Below are 20,373 nucleotides of genomic sequence, written 5' to 3'. Positions count from 1 at the left end.
TGCTAAGGTCTGATTATAGATTCTTAATTTAGAAAGGTCTGTGGATAATTTGACCGAATTATTAAATGTTAATGAAATTATAAAAGACTTTCCAATTCTTAATCAACAAGTTAATGGTAACAGACTGGCATATTTAGATTCTACAGCGACGAGTCAAACGCCAGTACAAGTGATTGATGCGATTGATGATTACTATAAACGTTATAATTCTAATGTTCATCGTGGTGTCCATACACTTGGCTCTTTAGCTACTGATGGTTACGAAAGCGCCCGTGAAACAGTTAGACGTTTTATTAATGCAAAATATTTTGAAGAAATTATATTTACGCGTGGTACAACGGCAAGTATTAATATTGTTGCGCATAGTTATGGTGATGCTCACATTTCTGAAGGCGATGAAATTGTCGTTACTGAAATGGAACATCATGCGAATATTGTGCCTTGGCAACAACTAGCCAAACGAAAAAATGCAGAATTGAAATTTATTCCTATGACTGAAGATGGAGAATTAAATATCGAGGATGTAAAAGCAACGATAAATGATAACACTAAAATTGTTGCAATCGCCCATGTATCTAATGTGCTTGGAACAATAAATGATATCAAGGCTATTACTGAAGTAGCACACGCACATGGTGCGATTATAAGTGTAGATGGTGCACAAGCTGCCCCTCATATGGACTTAGATATGCAAGACCTAGACGTGGATTTCTATAGTTTTAGTGGTCATAAAATGCTTGGTCCAACAGGTATTGGTGTGTTATATGGTAAACGTCGTTTGCTGAAAAACATGGAGCCTATAGAATTTGGCGGTGACATGATTGATTTTGTAGGTAAATATGATGCTTCTTGGGCTGACTTACCTACAAAATTTGAAGCCGGCACACCTTTAATCGCACAAGCAATCGGTTTAGCAGAAGCAATAAAATATCTTGAAAGTTTAGGCTTTGATGCCATTCATCAACATGAAACGATGTTGACACAATATGCTTATGATAAAATGTCGGAAATAGAAGGTATTGAAATATATGGACCTTCTAAAGAACGTCGTGCTGGCGTGATTACGTTTAACATGACAGATGTTCATGCGCACGACGTTGCGACTGCAGTGGACACAGAAGGTGTAGCCGTCAGAGCAGGTCATCATTGTGCACAGCCTCTTATGAAATGGTTAAATCAATCTTCAACAGCACGTGCGAGTTTCTATATATACAACACTAAAGAAGATATTGACCAAATGGTTGAAGCCTTGAAACAAACGAAGGAGTTTTTCTCATATGAATTTTAATAATTTAAATCAGTTGTATCGTTCAGTTATTATGGATCATTATAAGAGCCCGAGAAACAAAGGCACTTTAGATAATGGTTCCATGACTGTAGACATGAACAATCCAACATGTGGGGATCGTATTCATCTTACGTTTGATATAGAGGATGGTTTCATTAAAGATGCAAAATTTGATGGAGAAGGTTGCTCAATATCAATGTCTAGTGCTTCTATGATGACTGAAGCTGTTAAGGGTCACTCATTAGCTGAAGCTATGAAAATGAGCCAAGAGTTTACAAAAATGATGCTTGGTGAAGATTTCGAAATGACTGAAGAGATGGGCGACATAGAAGCACTTCAAGGTGTATCTCAATTCCCAGCGAGAATCAAGTGTGCCACTTTAGCTTGGAAGGCTTTGGAAAAGGGTACAGTTGAAAAAGAGGGTAATACAGAAGATTAAGTGGAACTGATGCATTGACATTGTGTAATATTCCATTCAAACTAGAAGATACAACATGGCACTAAATTTAAGAATAATTCAATATAAACAGACTTTCATTAACAGTCATTGAAGGTAAGAATACAGCAAATGATCTTGCACACAAGTCGTTTTTAATATATAAAAGGAGTGATTGAAATGGCTAAAAAAGCACCTGATGTTGGGGATTATCAATATGGTTTCCACGATGAAGATGTTTCCATTTTTAGATCAGAACGTGGTTTGACGGAGAATATTGTTCGTGAAATCTCAAACATGAAAGAAGAACCTGAATGGATGCTTAACTATAGATTGAAATCATTAAAACAGTTCTATAAAATGCCGATGCCACAATGGGGCGGAGACTTATCAGAATTAGACTTTGATGATATCACTTATTATGTTAAACCTTCAGAAAATACAGAGCGTTCATGGGATGAAGTGCCTGAAGAAATTAAACTTACGTTTGAAAAATTAGGTATACCGGAAGCGGAACAAAAGTATCTTGCTGGAGTTTCAGCGCAATATGAATCAGAAGTTGTTTACCATAACATGGAAAAAGAACTGGAAGATAAAGGTATTATTTTTAAAGATACAGACAGTGCGTTAAGAGAAAATGAAGAATTATTTAGAAAGTATTTCTCAACTGTAGTACCTGCTGCAGATAACAAATTCTCAGCATTAAACTCTGCTGTATGGTCTGGTGGTTCATTCATTTATATTCCTAAGAATATTAAATTAGACACACCATTACAAGCTTACTTCCGTATTAACTCTGAAAACATGGGTCAATTTGAGCGTACATTAATCATTGCTGACGAAGGTGCTTCAGTAAACTATGTAGAAGGTTGTACTGCACCAGTTTACACAACAAGCTCGTTACATTCAGCTGTTGTTGAAATTATCGTACACAAAGACGCACACGTGCGTTATACAACAATTCAAAACTGGGCGAACAACGTTTATAACTTAGTTACTAAACGTACACTAGTATATGAAAATGGTAATATGGAATGGGTTGATGGTAACCTTGGTTCTAAATTAACTATGAAATATCCTAACTGTGTACTTATGGGTGAAGGTGCTAAAGGTAGTACATTATCTATCGCGTTCGCTGGTAAAGGCCAAGTACAAGATGCCGGTGCGAAAATGATTCACAAAGCGCCAAACACATCATCAACAATTGTGTCGAAATCTATTTCTAAAGATGGCGGTAAAGTTGTTTACCGTGGTATCGTGCACTTTGGACGTAAAGCGAAAGGCGCACGTTCAAATATTGAATGTGATACGTTAATCTTAGATAACGAATCTACTTCAGATACGATTCCTTATAATGAGGTATTTAATGATAATATTTCATTAGAACATGAAGCGAAAGTATCTAAAGTTTCAGAAGAACAATTATTCTATCTAATGAGCCGTGGTATTTCTGAAGAAGAAGCTACTGAAATGATTGTAATGGGCTTCATTGAACCATTCACAAAAGAGCTTCCTATGGAATATGCTGTTGAAATGAACCGTTTGATTAAGTTCGAAATGGAAGGTTCAATCGGATAGGGTTAAGCCCCGTCCTTGTAGAGTTTTGATATAAAGGAAAGCACGATTGATACCAATTTGATACCATTTTTCTAAATGTTGTCGAATATGCGTATTGCATCGTGCTTTTTTTGTGTATATAAATGACTATAGGTGTTCATTGTTTCACTGATTTGAGAGTGTCTCATTAAAGATTGCAAAACAAATATATCTACACCATTGTTTGCAAGATATGAAGCAGGTATTGCTCATTACTATATCGATAGAAATACAGTTTGGCGTGCGATTGATACCTACAGTGTTGGTTGGCATGTAGCCAACGCATACGGTAACAACGGATTTATCGGTTATGAAGTTGAAGAGTCAATGAGTGCAATTAATAAGGACTTCATGGCAAATGAACAGGCTACATTTAAGAAAGCTGCAGCAGACTTACTTTATTATGGATTACCACTAGAAAGAGAAACAGTGAAATTACATTGTGAGTTCGTCCCTACAGCTTGTCCACATCGTAGTATGGCATTGCATACAGGTTTTGACCCAATCAAACAAGGGGCAGCACCAACTTCTATTGTAAATCAATTAAAAGATTACTTTATTCAAGAGATTAAAAAATATTATAATAACCCAGCATTGAAAGCAGGTGCACCAGCAAGTAATGATGTGCCAGATAGAAACACTATACCTACTGAACAAGATAAGAATGACTTTAATAAAGAAAGTGGAAATAAAGTAGGTAATGGATGGAGAAAGAATAAACATAATATTCTGTGGAAACCAGAAAAAGCAACGTTTACTTGTAAGGCGTTAGATTCGGAAGGAAACAGAAGCTTTATATATACGAGATATCATGGACCATGGACAGGTTGGGAAATTGCAGGTCAGTTACAATACGGTCAATCTGTTAATTATGATGAAGTGTACGACTATGACGGATATATTTGGATTGCATGGACAGTGAATAGTGGCGCACGCGTTTATATGCCAATTGGTAATTCAAATGGAAATGGCAGTAGAGTAGGCGATGCGTGGGGAGATTTTAGTTAACAAATGGTATAATTTAATTGTATTCATACTACAAGGGGAGGCACCGTCATGTGCTTGCCCTATTTTTATTTTATTTTATTTCATTTCATTGGAATAAGCGTTACAAAACTTGAATTATAATATATAATGTTTATATAAATATTTGGAGGGGATGTATTTTGAGTCTTATTGCAACCGTCATAATGTTAATATGTGCATTTTACATATATAAAAACGTAGCTTTTATTTTAGCACCTCATGTTGGCAATTTTTTTCATTCTAATAGTTTTTCTAGAGATGAAGGTATGAATGATTTTTTAGCAATGGTAACAACGATATTAGCTACTTTTGTAATTACGGTATTTATACTAGTTATTAGTTATCAAATATTTAAATGGTTTTGTATAGTTATACTGATTGGAATATGCCTTTATTTTAGATATGGTACAAATGCTGGATCGTCAGAATAGCTTTAAGTATTACTCCTTTTTAGGAGTTATTTTTTTGTTTACATATAAGAACATATGTTCTATTATATTCATAGAGGTGATGATATGAAAATTATAAATCCTAATGCACCAGATTAATATAAGTATGAAACTGACTATCGTAAAATACCTAGTGAATACTTGAATCCACGTATACCGAAAGGCAGAGGAAAAGTTAAGTGGGCGCCTTTTGCCACAATACCCGAACAACACGAGAGACTAAAACAATACACGGAAGACCAGAATAAGATAGATAAGCCACAGTTAAGTGACTGCCAATTGAGCGAGCTAAATGACAAGTTAGTTTTTAAAATGTTCCATGATCCACAAATTGAAGTGGGTTATTTTGAAAGTGGGTATATAAGAAAGATAAGTGGTTACATACACAAAGTAGATACTCATGAACAGTGTTTACATTTATATGAAGAAACTGGATTAATTAAATTAAAATAAAATTAAGCGAAATAACTGAAATAAAATAAATGTTGTTAAACCATAAAAAGTATATTAAAGTTAATTTAAAAAAGTAGGCTGAATTATGGTGAAACTAGTAGCAATTTGCGAAGTGTGTGACAAAGTTTTTCAATCATCTTTTGAATTAAAGGATTCATATAAAATTTTCATGAAGAATAACAAAGAAACATGTCCGTATTGTGGTGGTTTAGCTTTTATTCCTGATGGGGTTTATAATGTTAAAGATGAAATAATAAACATATTTTCAATCGATGATGGCAAAGATTTATACAAATTAGAAAAAGTATTAAATAGCGTTAAAAAAGGTGATTCGATAAAAAATGTTGAGAATAAAATCAATAGTGAAACACCACAGTATCATGGTATAATGGATGTAATAAGAAAATTTTGTGATAAAAATAAAAGTGTATTTGCAGCTGCAGGAGTTGTTTCACAAATACTTTTTTCATCTTACAGTATTTATGCAGAAAACCATGAAGATACATTACATAATGAAGTTCAACAAAAGAATGAAAACATAAAACAACAACAATATATTATAGATGAACAAAAAGAGATAATTAAATACAAATCGGAGTGATAAGCATGGATAATCTTGCATGGGTATTACCTATATTATCAGCAATATTCTTTGGATTAGCATTTTATGGACAATCAGTAAAGGTAGATCGTTTAGAAAAAGATTTGGAAAAACTTAAAGAATTAAGATATAACCATCCACATTAATAGCAGGGTGGTTTTTTATATATAAAATAACCCACCTATTCATTTAGGTGGGTTAGATTAACGCAAAGAATGGAATGATTAAATGTCAGAAGTGGTCAGTTGGGTTTTATCATCAAGTGTTATAGTTGCTTGTATTACTTATATCGCTAATACAAAAATAAAAAACAAAGAATTACTAGTTAAAATTAAATTAGAAGAACAAAACAAATGGATAAGGAATGTAGATGAAAGTTTAAAAAAATTTGTGGAGTTAGATTCAGAGTATCTTAAGGGTCTAATAGATTATTCGTTGAATAAAATTGATGAAGATGAAATTTCTAAACAAATTATGGAGTTAAATAAGGCGCAACACTCGCTAGTTTTTTATATACATCAACTCGAATATAACAAAAGTTCAGTAGAAGAAGTAATGGATATTATACAGAATATAGTAGAGAAAATAGACTCGCAAACAACTGCAGCTCAAGAATTTAGAAGTGTGAACTATTACCAAAGTGAAAAAGCTATTAAAAAAATTAGTAACATAACAAGTGAAAATGAAAAGGAAATAGGAGATAGCAACATAGAATTAGCTATGAAAATAGGAGAACTAGCAAAAGAAGAGAAAAAGGCTTTAGCTAATGAAGTAATTGAAAGTAAGTTCACAAAAGTATTAATAGGAATATTTAAATAAACCCACCTGAATTAATAGGTGGGTTTATTTGGTATCAGTGATACCACTTTTGATACCATTTTTCGATGAAACGTGTTTTTTGTATTTTTAAGTGGCATCTAAAATGTTGATTTAACAAGGTTTGTGAATACACGTTTTGTTATTTTTCTTTATAATCAATTGAAATGTAAGGCGGTATCGGTTAGTTTTATAGATTGAAATATAAAGCTTTCGAATAAATAAAAGCACATGCAATACGATTTTGATAACACTTATGATTGAATGTTATCGGAAACGGTATTGTATTGTGCTTTTTTTATGTTATTCAATTAACTTTTATTACGTTCATCCACTTTATTAGCTATGACTTTCAAACATTTTCTAACCTGTATAGATGAAGTGTCCTTAGGTAACTTGTGAGAAAAAATAATGCCATCTTCTGTTTTGACTGTGTAATTAATATTTCTAATGCCTACTTCGTAATCTAAAATTTGCATGTGTTTTATCGCTCCAACTTAATTTAATATTATGGTGAAAATTCAAGGTGTAAATACATATGACATTATCAATACCCTTGATATATTAAGGTAAACTTAATGGAATTTATTTTTAATACGATACAATCCAAAAAACTTTACATCATTGAGTATCATATAAGGCGTAGGTAACATAATTTTAAAATTAAATGTATAAGTATTTAGATATAGCCAATACTATTAGAACCACTATTATTTGATACACATTCGTGTGTGCAGTCTTTGTGTTTGAACCTGAAAAATATTGAAAGTAAGTTAAACATCATAAAAGTGATAATGTGTATAACTTTATATACTAAGGCGTTTATATAAATTAAAAGACGGGAATCATTTAGTAATCTATTATTTTTTAAATACAGATAATATTAAGGAGTTATGTATTTATGATTATTATAATAATCATACTTTTATTTGCTTCTTTTTTCTTTTCTGGTAGTGAAACTGCGCTAACGACCGTGAATAGAATAAAGATACAAACAGAAGCTGATCATGGAAATAAAAAGTCAGGGCAAGTTAATCAATTATTAACTAAATCGAGTACTGTGTTAACGACTATGCTGATTGGGAAGAATATATCAAAAATTATTCTAGCAGCGCTGGTAACGATTATAGCGGTAAGGTCGGGAGTAAAGGTCGGAATACTTGCTGCCCTCATCACAGTAGTCGTCATTGCGATATTAGAAGTAATTGCTAAATCATTTGCCGCGGCAAATCCCTATAAAACTTCACATTTAGTCTATGCGCCTGTTTCTTTTTTTGTTGTTGTTTTTATGCCTGTGACTAAAGTACTTAACGTTATTGCAGGCATAGTTAATAATATTATTATAGATGGTAGACAAGAGAATCAGGATTTTTCAAAAGATGCACTTAAACACATGCTTGCGATTGCAGGTAGAGAAGGTGCATTAAATGAAATGGAACGAGAGCGCATTCAAGGCGTTATGAATTTTGAAAAGCTAAAAATTAAAGATATTAGTACAACGCCAAGAATTAATGTAACTGCATTTTCCTCTAATATTTCATATGAAGAGGCATATGATGTGATTATCTCTAAACCTTATACGCGCTATCCTGTGTATGGAAACGATATGGATCATATTATTGGGGTTTTTCATTCGAAATATTTATTAGCATGGAGTAGAGAGACTTCGAACGATATTTTACAATACACGTCGGAGCCTTTGTTTGTGAATGAACATAACAAGGCAGAATGGGTGTTAAGGAAAATGACAGTAGCACGTAAGCATTTAGCTATCGTATTAGATGAGTATGGAGGCACAGATGCAATAGTGTCACACGAAGACTTAATAGAAGAAATGTTAGGTATGGAAATAGAAGATGAAATGGATGAAGAGGAAAAAGAAAAGCTTAAACATCAAATAGAAGCATACAATAATAAATGATGAATATATTATGTTGTGAATGAGCGATATGTTTTAAAAGGAGTGTATGACATGAAATTATCAACACGAATCACTGATTTGTTTGGCATTGAGTACCCAATAATACAAGCAGGGATGGCTGGTAGTACAACACCAGAATTAGTTGCAACAGTGAGTAACTCTGGCAGTTTAGGAACATTAGGTGCAGGCTACTTCAATCCTGAAAAACTTGAACAAGAAATCACACGTATTCAAGCGTTAACAGATTTACCGTTTGCAGTAAATTTATTTGTACCAAGTGAAAAATTATATATTCCTGAAAAAATTGAACACATGAACGTTTGGTTGAGACCGTATCGACGCGCTTTTAATTTAGAAGAACCTGTATTAAATATCAGTGAGGAACAGGTATTTAATAAGGCAATCGATATTGTGATTGACAAAGGTGTAAAGATTGTTTCTTTTACATTCGGAATTCCTAATCAAGCAGTTATAAAAAAATTGAAAGCGCACAATATGATTATAGTAGGCACTGCGACTTCAGTTGAAGAAGCGATTGCGAATGAAAATGCTGGTATGGATGTAGTCATTGCACAAGGCAGTGAGGCAGGTGGGCATCGAGGTTCATTTACCATAGCATCCAATAACCAAATGCCTTTAGTTGGTACGATGTCACTCGTTCCACAAATTGTCGATAATGTAAATATTCCGGTGATTGCTGCTGGTGGAATTATGGATGGACGGGGTTTAGTAGCAGGCTTAGTATTAGGTGCACAAGCCGTACAAATGGGCACTGGTTTCCTCACAACGGAAGAGAGTGCAGCTACTGAATTATATAAAAATGCTATCAAGCAAAGTGTAGAAACAGATACAGTCGTAACTAACGCCTTTAGTGGTAAACCAGCACGTGGTATTGATAATGAATTTATTCATAATATGGAAGGTTATAATGATGATATTCCAGATTATCCAATTCAAAATCAATTGACAAATGCTATTCGCAAAGCAGCATCTAAAGAAGGTAATGCACAGTGGACGCATTTATGGAGTGGACAAAGTCCAAGATTAGCACAACGCCTTTCGGCAGCATTATTGATTGAAAAAGTTGTAAAAGAAGCTGAAAGTATACTTCAGCAATAGCATATTTATAATGTCTTAAATGAAGCAAATTAAAACGAATAACGCTTTAAATATAAAAAATGGCTGCTAATACATGGTGTAATTAGCGCCATTTTTTATTAATATTCAATTATACATAATGAGAAATCAGTATTGATTTATAGAAAGTTATGAAAGCATAGGTCTATTTTTTAAGTTACAGTAAATTGAATTTAATCTAGTGAATCCGACAAAACATCTGTGGTATCATTAATTTGGTGATAATATGATAAATATTGGATTAACAGGTTGGGGAGATCACGATACATTATATGAAGATTTGCAACGTAAAACAGATAAGTTAATTACATATGCAAGTCATTTTCCTATAGTGGAATTAGATGCTACTTATTACGCAATTCAGCCTGAAAGAAATATAAAAAAATGGATAAGAGAAACACCCAAACGTTTTGAATTTATAGTTAAAATTCATCAAGCTTTAACATTACATGCAGACTATCATGATTATGCGGAAACACGCCAAGAATTATTTGATCAGTTTAAAGCTATGCTTCAACCGCTTCAAGAAGAAAGTAAACTCGCAATGGTATTAGTACAATTTCCACCTTGGTTTGATTGCTCAGTGCAAAATATTACATATATCCGTTACATCCGAGAACAATTAAAATCATTTCCTATCTGTGTAGAATTTAGACATCAATCATGGTTCAATGAAACCTATAAAGAGGAAACATTAGCATTTTTAACACAGCAACAAATTATACATGCTGTGTGTGATGAACCACAGGCGGGTCAAGGCTCAATACCGCTAGTTAATAGAATTACACACGATACTGCTTTTGTACGTTATCACGGGCGTAATGTGCACGGATGGACGAAGAAAGATATGACTGATGAGGCGTGGAGAGATGTTAGATATCTTTATGACTATAATCAGCAAGAATTGGAAGCTTTAGTAAACAAAGTAAAAGTGTTAGAGCATAAAGCAAAAAAGATTTACGTTATATTTAATAATAATTCTGGTGGTCATGCAGCACAAAATGCCAAAACATATCAAAAGATATTAGGAATTGATTATAAAGGACTAGCACCACAGCAATTAAAATTATTTTAGGAGCGATAAAATGTTAACTATAGTATTATTGATCATAATTGGTGGCTTATCAGCAATTATTGGGTCATTAGTAGGTATTGGTGGCGGAATCATCATCGTGCCTACCCTCGTTTATCTTGGTGTAGATAATGATTTACTTCAAGGTATTACACCACAAATAGCAATAGGAACGTCATCTGTGATATTAATTGTAACAGGTCTATCATCTACATTAGGCTATTTGAAAACAAAGCAAGTCGATGTGAAAAATGGATCTATATTTTTATTTGGTTTGTTACCAGGATCGCTCATTGGTTCAATGCTAAGTCGTTATTTAACATTAGAGTCATTTAATCTATATTTTGGTATATTTTTAATATTTGTAGCTATATTACTAATGATAAGAAACAAAATTAAACCATTGAAAGTTTTTGATAAACCAAAGTATCAACGTACATATGTCGATGGTAATGGGACGACCTATCACTATAGTGTGCCGCCTGGTATCGCATTTATAGCAACACTATTCATTGGTATTTTAACAGGATTGTTCGGAATTGGTGGGGGTGCATTAATGACCCCATTAATGCTCATCGTATTTAGATTTCCACCTCATGTTGCAGTTGGAACAAGTATGATGATGATATTCTTTTCAAGTGTGATGAGTTCAGTAGGGCATATAGCACTTGGACATGTGGCGTGGATTTATTCTATCGTCCTAATCATAGCTAGTTATTTTGGTGCTAAAATAGGTGTGAAAGTTAACCGTTCTATTCAATCATCTACAGTTGTAAATCTATTGCGTACAGTCATGTTATTAATGGGTATATATTTAATAATAAAAGCATTTTTATAAGTATTAGAGGAGGGAATTAGAGATGGAGTTAACGATTTATCATACTAATGATATACACAGTCATCTACATGAATACGCACGTATTTCAGCTTACTTAGCTGAGGCAAGACCGAAGTTGGATCATCCCTCTCTTTATTTAGATATCGGCGACCATGTTGATTTATCTGCACCAGTCACAGAGGCTACAATGGGTATTAAAAATGTAGCGTTGTTAAACCAAGCACAATGTAATCTTGCAACAATTGGTAACAATGAAGGCATGACGATTTCACATGATGCGCTCAATACGCTATACGATAAAGCAAATTTTCATGTAACATGTTCAAATGTTTTTGATGAACAGGGACGTTTACCCCATAACATGTCATCTTCTTACATTAAAGAAATTGAAGGTGTGCGAATTTTATTTATTGCTGCTACAGCTCCATTTACACCCTTTTACCGTGCTTTAGATTGGGTAGTAACCAATCCACTAGAAGCAATTAAGGATGAAGTGCGTGCCAATGAAGGCGCATATGATCTACTTATAGTCATGAGTCATGTTGGTGTATTCTTTGATGAAAAATTATGTCAAGAGATTCCAGAGATTGACTTGATTTTAGGGAGTCACACACATCATTATTTTGAGCAGGGTGAAATAAATAATGGCGTATTAATGGCTGCAGCGGGTAAATATGGTTACTTTTTAGGTGAAGTGACATTAGAAATTGAAAATAAAAGCGTTGTGAACAAAGTAGCTAAGCTGCATCCGGTTGAAACATTACCAGACTTTCAAACAAATTTTGAAGCTGAGGGCAAGGCACTTTTAAGTGAGGCAATTATCAATCGTCCCGTGAATTTACCTAGAAAGACGAATATCATTTCACAAACGACTTATATGTTAGCTGAAAGTATATTTGAGTTTACTAATGCGGATTGTACAATTATTAACGCTGGCCTTATTGTTAAAGATGTTATTGCAGATGAAGTGACAGAATATGACATTCATCAAATGTTACCACATCCTATTAATGTCGTACGTATTAAACTGAACGGGCAAGAATTAAAAAATGTAATATTAAAAAGCCAAAAACAAGAATATATTACTGAACATGCGCAAGGATTAGGATTTAGAGGTGACATTTTTGGAGGATATATTCTGTATAATTTAGGTTTTATTGAATCAGAATCAAAGTATTTTATAAATGGTGAAGAGATTGATGACGAAACTACATATGTATTGGGAACTATAGATATGTATACCTTTGGTCGTTACTTTCCAACACTTAAAGACCAACCGACAGATTATTTAATGCCCGAGTTTTTAAGAGATATATTTAAAGAGAAATTACTAGAATATTAAATTATAACCGATTTACGTTTTAATTTAGTGAAAATTTCGTTATAATGAGTAGAGATTTCAAATCAGGAGGATTGTGCGGTTATGGCTACTAAAAATGAAGAAATTTTACGTAAACCAGATTGGCTGAAAATAAAGCTGAACACAAACGAAAACTACACTGGTCTTAAGAAAATGATGCGTGAAAAGAATTTACACACAGTTTGCGAAGAAGCAAAATGTCCAAATATACATGAATGTTGGGGAGAACGACGTACTGCTACTTTTATGATTTTAGGTGCAGTGTGTACACGTGCTTGTCGCTTTTGTGCAGTAAAGACTGGCTTGCCGAACGAATTAGATTTAGACGAACCAGAACGTGTAGCTGAATCTGTTGAATTAATGAACTTGAAACACGTTGTAATTACAGCAGTAGCACGTGATGATTTAAGAGATGCTGGTTCTAACGTATATGCAGAAACAGTACGTAAAGTACGTGAACGTAATCCGTTTACTTCAATTGAAATTTTACCTTCTGATATGGGTGGAGATTTTGAAGCATTAGAAACGTTAATGGCTTCGAAACCAGATATACTTAACCACAATATCGAAACCGTACGCCGCTTAACGCCAAGAGTTCGTGCGCGAGCGACTTACGATCGTACATTAGAATTCTTAAGACGTTCAAAAGAATTACAACCAGATATTCCAACGAAATCTAGCTTGATGGTTGGATTAGGTGAGACACACGAAGAAATTTATGAAACGATGGATGACTTACGTGCAAATGATGTAGATATATTAACAATTGGACAATATTTGCAACCTTCACGCAAACATTTAAAAGTTGAAAAATACTACACACCACTAGAATTTGGTAAATTAAGAAAAATAGCAATGGACAAAGGTTTTAAACATTGCCAAGCTGGACCTCTTGTACGTAGTTCATATCATGCTGATGAGCAAGTTAATGAAGCGGCAAAAGAGAGACAACGTTTAGGTGAAGAACAGTTGAATCAAGAGACAAATTTATAATAATTTAAGATAGACATCAAAGACTTAGTTCAATGAAGAATGATGCTTCAATACAGCATATTCTTGTGAGCTAAGTCTTTATTAAAAATATAATTCATATATGTCGTGAAATGGAATAGCACTTCTTAATACTGCATTGATATGTGACATATTTAGATTAGGTGAATGAAATGATAAAAGTGAATGAACAATACTTTGAAATAATTGAAGATTATAGAGCATCATTTGACGAAGAAACATTTGCAAATCGTTATTCTGATATATTAGATAAATATGATTTTATAGTCGGCGATTTTGGGTATGATCAATTAAGATTAAAAGGGTTTTATAATGATACTAATAAAAAAGCAGAATTAAGTAAACGATTTTCCACAATACAAGATTATCTGTTAGAGTATTGTAACTTTGGTTGCCCTTATTTTATTTTAAGACGTGTTCCTGAAAAGGAAGCGAAGCGTCATATAGATGATACACGCATAGCTGATGCTGAATTCGAAGAGAATAAGCTCCATGATGTGAAGATTCAGCCAAGTATACAACGAACAGACAAATAAAGAACCAAGTGTCATACATAGACGCTTGGTTCTTTATTTATATATTTGATATAGATGATTATTGTTTTATTGAATGATTTCGTTAAGGTATTCAGTAATTTCATTGCCTTCTTCTTCATTTACGCCAAGTATATGGGCAATATAACCTTCTTCTTCTAAATCATCAGTCCCAATAATGCCAAACTTATTCGTTTGCATATTGAGGACAATGGATTTACCATAATGGCGGTTTGTTTGTACTAGCATTAAATCATAGCGACTGTGTTCACCAACAAAACCAACAAATTGGACTTGTGCAGATTCATCATCGTCATATAGATACATATCAATCATTTTAAAACGCTCCTAATAATAGATTGTGATTTATAAAAATAATTCTTCAAACATTGAATTTTACTAACCCAATAAAGTCTTAATATTTAGTATAACCATAAATGAATTCGACTGCAAAGGTATGGTATGATGAGATTAATAGGGGTGAAAATAATGTATTTCGTGAATAAGACTCAATTAAATACAAAGTTAAATTACTTACAACAATTAATAACAGATTATCCTCAAAATAAAGATAATCATTATGCATTTGAACGTATTTCACAGATGTTTATAGAATCAGCTGTCGACATTGGTAATATGATTATTGATGCTTTTATACTAAGAGATCCTGGAAATTATAAGGATGTTATTGATATTCTAGAGTTAGAAAATGTAATTTCTAAAGACACACAGATGAAGATCAATCAAACGGTCGAAGTTAGAAAGCACTTTGTCCATTATTATGATGAATTAGACGTAAACAAATTAGTGCCACTCTTCGATGAATCTTTGGCATATTATCAGCAATACATTGAAGAAGTAACACAATTTTTAAAAAATGAAGATGTACCGATTACAGCATTTGGTAAAAAGGGAGAGTAAACAAAAATGAAAAATTATAAAGCTTATCTTATAGATTTAGATGGCACATTATATAAAGGTAATGAAATTATCGATGGGGCAGCGCAATTTATAGAATATTTAAATCAACAACAAATACCACATTTATATGTGACGAACAATTCAAGTAAAGAACCTGAAGATGTAGCTTCCAAATTACATACAATGGGCATAGATGCAAAACCTAATGAAGTCGTTACCTCAGCGCTTGCTACTGCAGAATATATAGCTGAGGAAGCGCCAGGGGCTTCAGTTTATATGTTAGGCGGCAGTGGCTTAGAAACAGCCTTAAAAGCCTATGGTTTAGAAATTAAAGATGATGAATTTGTAGACTATGTAGTCATTGGTTTAGATGAAGCGGTAACTTATGAAAAATTAGCAACTGCGACACTTGGTGTACGTAATGGTGCTAAATTTATTTCAACGAATCAAGACTTATCTATTCCTAAAGAACGTGGATTTTTACCTGGTAATGGTGCGATAACAAGTGTTGTATCAGTGTCAACGGGTGTTCAACCTACATTTATAGGGAAACCACAGCCTATTATTATGAATAAGGCTCTAGAGACATTAGATATCGATCCATCTGAAGTAGCAATGGTTGGTGATTTGTATGATACTGACATTTTATCTGGTATTAATATTAATATAGATACAATTCATGTCCAAACTGGCGTGACTACGAAAGAAGAAATTGAAGTGAAAGATGTACCTCCGACATACACGTTTAAAGATTTAAATGAAGTTATCAACGAACTCAAAGGGTAGGAGTGATTGAATGGAAAAAGTCATCGTAACAAGAAAGATACCACAACCATTTATAGAACAACTAGAAGCATTTGCAGAAGTTGAAGTATGGAATGAGTCATACACACCAATGCCAAGAGACAAGTTTTTAGATTCATTAAAAGATGCTACAGCATGCTTTATTACGTTAAGTGAGAAAATTGATGAAACTGTTATAGAGTCGGCGCCACACCTCAAAGTAATTGCTAATATGGCAGTTGGATTTGATAATATTGATGTGCCATTAGTGCATAGTAAAGGTATTATCGCTACAAATACGCCTGAAGTACTTACAGAAACAACAGCTGAATTAGGTATCACATTATTGTTAAGTGTAGCGCGACGCATTGTTGAAGCAGAACAATATGTACAAAGAGGCGAATGGCAAAGCTGGGGACCTTATTTACTAGCTGGTAAAGATTTATACAATGCTAAAGTCGGGATATTCGGCATGGGCGACATAGGTAAAGCTTTTGCACGTCGACTTAAGGGTTTTAACACGAATATTATGTATCATAATAGAACGAGATATAAAGATGCTGAAGAAAAATTAGGTGCATTATATGTGTCATTTGATACATTATTAGAAAATAGTGATTTTATTGTTTGTACAGCACCGCTTACAGAAGATACACGTGATAAATTTAATGAAGCTGCATTTAAGAAAATGAAAAATGATGCCATTTTTATTAATATTGGTCGTGGCGCAGTTGTAGATGAACAAGCGCTAGTCAAAGCACTGCAAGAAGGAGAAATAGCAGCTTGTGGTCTTGATGTTTTGCGTCAAGAACCGATAGATATGTCTCATCCACTACTCTCTATGAGCAACGCAGTGATTGTGCCTCATATTGGCAGTGCATCAATGATTACTAGAAATCGCATGATTCAACTTTGTGTTGATAATATTCGCTTAGTTTTAAACGATAAACAACCCAAAACGCCTATAAAAGCGATTTAAACAATGTATGTCAAGTTATTAAAGTGAATAGATTATAGCATGATTTATAATAATAAAAGCTGATAGCGTTCCTTTTTAGGAGTTCTATCGGTTTTTATTTTTTTTATTTAAAAAATAACAAATATGCTTAAAATTTTGAAACGCATTCAATATAACATATTTGTTATATAGGAAATTGTTTATTAAATTGTAATATCGTTGAAAAGAATGTATAATAAATTGGGAAATTTGTAAAAAAGCCGTAATACGTATTTTTGATAGATAGATTTAAATACATACATTTAATAATTGTGAAAGAGGTGAATTATGAATAACGATAAAGGTAATACTAAATATCTCACAGTGAAACCATACTTACTAACGCTGTTATATCTTGTAATATTTATAGCACTATATTTAATTTATGGTAGCGGTGATACACATAATAACTTTATTTATAATGAATTCTAATGAAGGAGACAATCATGAAAGACATCATTCAATCATTAAGTGAAAGTGAAAAAAATTGCCCGCACCACATAGCTGTACAACATAATCATGAGCGATTAACGTATAAAGAATTAAATCAATATTCGAATATACTTGCTCGTATGATACAAGAGACGGATAGACCTATTATAGCGTATGGTCACATGTCACCGTTTATGATTGTAGCAATGATTGCTAGTATAAAAGCAGGGTGTGGCTATGTACCTTTGGATACATCTTTGCCTCAAGACCGTTTGCACACAATTATAAGAAAAATGAACCCTCAATATTTAATCAATACAACCGATGAAAACGTTGAGCAATTTGAACTCAATGTGATTGATATCAATACAATCAAAAACAATCATTGCGATATTACATTTGAGTCTAAAATTAAAGCAGATGATATTGCTTATACAATATTTACATCTGGTTCTACAGGGGAACCTAAAGGCGTACAAATTAGTTATAAAAGTCTAAATGACTTTACACAATGGATGGTCCATCTGAATCAATTAGGTGAACATCAACAATGGTTAAATCAGGCGCCATTTTCTTTTGATTTATCAGTGATGGCTATATATCCTTGTTTAGCAACGTCGGGGACTTTAAATTTAGTAGATAAGATGATGATTAATAAACCTAAACGACTCAGTGAGATGTTGGATGCAGCAAAAATTAATGTATGGGTTTCAACACCATCATTTATGGAAATGTGCTTGATGTTACCACAGTTAACAGAAATGAAATACGCTAGTTTAAAAGAGTTTTTCTTCTGTGGTGAAATATTTGCCCATAGAACTGCCCAAATGCTTTTACAACGTTTTCCTTCTGCATGGGTCTATAATACTTATGGCCCAACTGAAGCCACTGTGGCTGTTACGAGTCTTTTAATAACAGAAGACATATTACGTGAGTATAATCCTTTGCCAGTGGGGGCGCCAAGACCAGGAACTTCCTTGAGCTTAGCACATAATGATGAACTCATTATAACTGGCGATTGTGTCAGCATGGGTTATGTATACGACGAGATTAAAACGAATAAGGTAATTAAAAAAGACAATAACCAACGCGTTTATCACACCGGTGATAAAGCTGAACAACGAGACAATCAGTGGTTTATTAACGGTCGTATAGATTTCCAAATTAAATTGAACGGCTACCGTATGGAATTAGAAGAAATTGAATTTCAATTGAGACAGATAGACTGTGTTAAAGAAGCGGTCGTCGTACCTATGTACAAAGACAATAAAGTTACACAAATACATGCTGTGGTTGTATCCAATAGACCAAGTCATATTGATTTAACTGAACAAGAAATGACACATGAGATTAAAGTAGCATTAAAACAACATATTCCCGAGTATATGATTCCTAAAAAAATACACTTTACGGATAAATTGCCATTAACAGTCAACGGTAAATTAGATCGTAAAAAGATTGCTGAGGGTGTAAATTAATGATTCCTTATGGCACATTTACTTTCTTTTTAATTGCATTTGTAATATTAATACCAGTTATTATATTAGGCCTGCAAGGTAAAAGAAGTCGTATTTATAACGGGCTCAGCACACTCGTAATGATTGAACTCATATTCTCTTCGGATAAACATAATTTATTTGGACAAACATGGTTAAGCGTACAATTTATTAACTTTATACTTTATATACTGTGGCAAGTCGCAATTATATTATATTATTGGAAATCACGTGCAAAAAATAATACGTTTAGTAAATTTTTTATAGTGATTGTATTATCTATTTTACCGCTAGTCATTGTTAAAATAGCTCAAAGTTCCTTGATAGGCGCTTCGAGCATACATTTCCATGAAAGTAAGGTTATTGAATTGATTGGATTTTTAGGTATTTCTTATATTACCTTTAAAAGTGTCCAATTATTAATGGAAATACGTGATGGTTCAATTAAAGCGGTGAACTTCTGGAAAATCATCCAATTTATATCGTTCTTCCCTACAATATCATCAGGTCCTATAGATCGTTATAAAAGATTTGTTAAAGACGAGCAAAAAATACCAAATGGTGTGCAATATCACCAGATGTTATTGAAGGCTGTTCACTTTATTATGATTGGATTTTTATACAAATATATTATTGCATACTTAATTCAAGTCTATGCCATTAATCCATTGATGTTAGATTTTAATGGATTCACTGCAAAATGGCTTTATATGTATGCCTACAGTTTGTATTTATTCTTTGATTTTGCTGGTTACTCACTATTTGCAATTGCTTTTAGTTATCTATATGGCATACAAACACCACCAAACTTTAAACAACCATTTAAAGCTAAAAATATTAAAGATTTTTGGAATAGATGGCATATGACACTTTCATTTTGGTTTAGAGATTGTATTTATATGAGAACTTTATTTTTCTTATCTAAGAAAAAGTTATTAAAAAGCCAATTTGCAATGTCTAATATTGCCTTTTCACTCAATTTTATAATCATGGGGATATGGCATGGCATTGAAATTTACTATATTGCTTATGGCTTATATCATGCATTACTATTTATAGGTTATGGATATTATGAAAGATGGAGAAAAACTCATCCACCTAGATGGAAAAATCAAATAACTACAATAATAAGCATCATCATAACATTTCATTTTGTAGCTTTTGGTTTTCTAATCTTTTCAGGGAAATTGTTTTAAAAAATTGGAGG

The 20,373-nt window shown here is 33.0% G+C and carries 24 protein-coding genes and 1 pseudogene; 22 read left to right on the top strand and 3 right to left on the bottom strand.

What is annotated here, in order from left to right; all coding sequences use genetic code 11:
• Nucleotides 1-49 precede the first annotated feature (49 nt).
• The 3 genes from QMO72_RS10015 to sufB all read left to right on the top strand — a co-directional run bounded on the left by QMO72_RS10015 (nucleotide 50) and on the right by sufB (nucleotide 3,302).
• Complete coding sequence (locus QMO72_RS10015) at nucleotides 50-1,288, top strand: cysteine desulfurase (RefSeq protein WP_103266833.1); 1,239 nt, start codon at nucleotides 50-52, stop codon at nucleotides 1,286-1,288.
• Nucleotides 1,278-1,727 (top strand): Fe-S cluster assembly sulfur transfer protein SufU, encoded by a 450-nt coding sequence (gene sufU / locus QMO72_RS10010; protein ID WP_103266834.1) that lies wholly within the window; start codon nucleotides 1,278-1,280, stop codon nucleotides 1,725-1,727. Before QMO72_RS10015 ends, sufU begins: the two co-directional genes overlap by 11 nt.
• Before the next feature lie 177 nt (nucleotides 1,728-1,904).
• Nucleotides 1,905-3,302: a Fe-S cluster assembly protein SufB gene (gene sufB, locus QMO72_RS10005; RefSeq protein WP_069823309.1), complete on the top strand. Its 1,398-nt coding sequence runs from the start codon at nucleotides 1,905-1,907 to the stop codon at nucleotides 3,300-3,302.
• A gap of 71 nt (nucleotides 3,303-3,373) precedes the next feature.
• On the opposite strand, the pseudogene QMO72_RS10000 reads toward sufB, so the two are convergent.
• A pseudogene (locus QMO72_RS10000) lies at nucleotides 3,374-3,520 on the bottom strand (site-specific integrase); the annotation flags it as partial.
• On the opposite strand from QMO72_RS10000, the gene QMO72_RS09995 reads away from it, so the two are divergent.
• From QMO72_RS09995 to QMO72_RS09970, 6 genes are all read left to right on the top strand, one after another.
• Entirely contained in the window at nucleotides 3,501-4,328 is an 828-nt protein-coding gene (locus tag QMO72_RS09995; protein WP_286093179.1) for an SH3 domain-containing protein, read from the top strand. The pseudogene QMO72_RS10000 and the gene QMO72_RS09995 overlap by 20 nt on opposite strands.
• Nucleotides 4,329-4,486: 158 nt before the next feature.
• Nucleotides 4,487-4,777 carry a hypothetical protein gene (locus QMO72_RS09990; RefSeq protein ID WP_103266837.1) on the top strand — a complete coding sequence of 97 codons (291 nt, stop codon included), beginning with the start codon at nucleotides 4,487-4,489 and terminating at the stop codon, nucleotides 4,775-4,777.
• A 159-nt stretch (nucleotides 4,778-4,936) separates the two neighbouring features.
• Complete coding sequence (locus QMO72_RS09985) at nucleotides 4,937-5,248, top strand: YolD-like family protein (protein WP_286093178.1); 312 nt, start codon at nucleotides 4,937-4,939, stop codon at nucleotides 5,246-5,248.
• A gap of 85 nt (nucleotides 5,249-5,333) precedes the next feature.
• Nucleotides 5,334-5,849, top strand: coding sequence for a hypothetical protein (locus QMO72_RS09980; protein ID WP_103266838.1), 516 nt, complete (start codon nucleotides 5,334-5,336; stop codon nucleotides 5,847-5,849).
• A 5-nt stretch (nucleotides 5,850-5,854) separates the two neighbouring features.
• Nucleotides 5,855-5,995 carry a hypothetical protein gene (locus tag QMO72_RS09975; RefSeq protein WP_286093177.1) on the top strand — a complete coding sequence of 47 codons (141 nt, stop codon included), beginning with the start codon at nucleotides 5,855-5,857 and terminating at the stop codon, nucleotides 5,993-5,995.
• Nucleotides 5,996-6,077: 82 nt separating this feature from the next.
• Nucleotides 6,078-6,668: a DNA topoisomerase VI subunit B family protein gene (locus tag QMO72_RS09970; protein WP_103266840.1), complete on the top strand. Its 591-nt coding sequence runs from the start codon at nucleotides 6,078-6,080 to the stop codon at nucleotides 6,666-6,668.
• A gap of 308 nt (nucleotides 6,669-6,976) precedes the next feature.
• On the opposite strand, the gene QMO72_RS09965 is transcribed toward QMO72_RS09970, so the two are convergent.
• Nucleotides 6,977-7,144 carry a hypothetical protein gene (locus QMO72_RS09965; protein ID WP_176721583.1) on the bottom strand — a complete coding sequence of 56 codons (168 nt, stop codon included), beginning with the start codon at nucleotides 7,142-7,144 and terminating at the stop codon, nucleotides 6,977-6,979.
• A gap of 422 nt (nucleotides 7,145-7,566) precedes the next feature.
• On the opposite strand from QMO72_RS09965, the gene QMO72_RS09960 reads away from it, so the two are divergent.
• The 7 genes from QMO72_RS09960 (at nucleotide 7,567) to QMO72_RS09930 (ending at nucleotide 14,540) form a co-directional block, all read left to right on the top strand.
• A complete protein-coding gene (locus QMO72_RS09960; protein WP_103266841.1) occupies nucleotides 7,567-8,586 on the top strand; it encodes a hemolysin family protein in 1,020 nt (339 codons plus the stop codon).
• A gap of 51 nt (nucleotides 8,587-8,637) precedes the next feature.
• Complete coding sequence (locus QMO72_RS09955) at nucleotides 8,638-9,705, top strand: NAD(P)H-dependent flavin oxidoreductase (protein WP_103266843.1); 1,068 nt, start codon at nucleotides 8,638-8,640, stop codon at nucleotides 9,703-9,705.
• Between the two features lie 244 nt (nucleotides 9,706-9,949).
• Complete coding sequence (locus tag QMO72_RS09950; protein ID WP_103266844.1) at nucleotides 9,950-10,798, top strand: DUF72 domain-containing protein; 849 nt, start codon at nucleotides 9,950-9,952, stop codon at nucleotides 10,796-10,798.
• Between the two features lie 10 nt (nucleotides 10,799-10,808).
• Nucleotides 10,809-11,633, top strand: coding sequence for a sulfite exporter TauE/SafE family protein (locus QMO72_RS09945; RefSeq protein WP_103266846.1), 825 nt, complete (start codon nucleotides 10,809-10,811; stop codon nucleotides 11,631-11,633).
• A 22-nt stretch (nucleotides 11,634-11,655) separates the two neighbouring features.
• Nucleotides 11,656-12,975 (top strand): bifunctional metallophosphatase/5'-nucleotidase, encoded by a 1,320-nt coding sequence (locus QMO72_RS09940; protein ID WP_103266848.1) that lies wholly within the window; start codon nucleotides 11,656-11,658, stop codon nucleotides 12,973-12,975.
• Between the two features lie 81 nt (nucleotides 12,976-13,056).
• Complete coding sequence (gene lipA, locus QMO72_RS09935; protein WP_046837299.1) at nucleotides 13,057-13,986, top strand: lipoyl synthase; 930 nt, start codon at nucleotides 13,057-13,059, stop codon at nucleotides 13,984-13,986.
• A 170-nt stretch (nucleotides 13,987-14,156) separates the two neighbouring features.
• Nucleotides 14,157-14,540 carry a YutD family protein gene (locus tag QMO72_RS09930; protein ID WP_103266850.1) on the top strand — a complete coding sequence of 128 codons (384 nt, stop codon included), beginning with the start codon at nucleotides 14,157-14,159 and terminating at the stop codon, nucleotides 14,538-14,540.
• A gap of 66 nt (nucleotides 14,541-14,606) precedes the next feature.
• Here the strand turns inward: QMO72_RS09930 and QMO72_RS09925 are convergent, their stop codons facing one another.
• A complete protein-coding gene (locus QMO72_RS09925) occupies nucleotides 14,607-14,873 on the bottom strand; it encodes a DUF3055 domain-containing protein (RefSeq protein WP_103266851.1) in 267 nt (88 codons plus the stop codon).
• Nucleotides 14,874-15,026: 153 nt separating this feature from the next.
• On the opposite strand from QMO72_RS09925, the gene QMO72_RS09920 reads away from it, so the two are divergent.
• The 6 genes from QMO72_RS09920 to dltB all read left to right on the top strand — a co-directional run bounded on the left by QMO72_RS09920 (nucleotide 15,027) and on the right by dltB (nucleotide 20,362).
• A complete protein-coding gene (locus tag QMO72_RS09920; RefSeq protein WP_103266853.1) occupies nucleotides 15,027-15,458 on the top strand; it encodes a DUF86 domain-containing protein in 432 nt (143 codons plus the stop codon).
• A gap of 6 nt (nucleotides 15,459-15,464) precedes the next feature.
• Entirely contained in the window at nucleotides 15,465-16,244 is a 780-nt protein-coding gene (locus QMO72_RS09915; protein ID WP_103266855.1) for a TIGR01457 family HAD-type hydrolase, read from the top strand.
• Between the two features lie 10 nt (nucleotides 16,245-16,254).
• A complete protein-coding gene (locus QMO72_RS09910; protein ID WP_103266856.1) occupies nucleotides 16,255-17,220 on the top strand; it encodes a 2-hydroxyacid dehydrogenase in 966 nt (321 codons plus the stop codon).
• Between the two features lie 306 nt (nucleotides 17,221-17,526).
• On the top strand, nucleotides 17,527-17,670 hold the full coding sequence (locus QMO72_RS09905) for a teichoic acid D-Ala incorporation-associated protein DltX (protein WP_046837305.1): 144 nt from the start codon (nucleotides 17,527-17,529) through the stop codon (nucleotides 17,668-17,670).
• 14 nt (nucleotides 17,671-17,684) lie between these two features.
• Entirely contained in the window at nucleotides 17,685-19,148 is a 1,464-nt protein-coding gene (gene dltA / locus QMO72_RS09900; protein WP_103266858.1) for a D-alanine--poly(phosphoribitol) ligase subunit DltA, read from the top strand.
• Complete coding sequence (gene dltB, locus QMO72_RS09895; protein ID WP_103266859.1) at nucleotides 19,148-20,362, top strand: D-alanyl-lipoteichoic acid biosynthesis protein DltB; 1,215 nt, start codon at nucleotides 19,148-19,150, stop codon at nucleotides 20,360-20,362. The genes dltA and dltB overlap by 1 nt, the downstream gene beginning before the upstream one ends.
• Nucleotides 20,363-20,373 lie beyond the last annotated feature (11 nt).

The sequence above is a fragment of the Staphylococcus casei genome, assembly GCF_030294405.1.
In the GTDB taxonomy this organism is placed as follows: Bacteria; Bacillota; Bacilli; order Staphylococcales; family Staphylococcaceae; genus Staphylococcus; species Staphylococcus succinus.
Note: the sequence above shows the minus strand (reverse complement) of the source record. Positions and strands in the feature narration are given on the sequence as shown.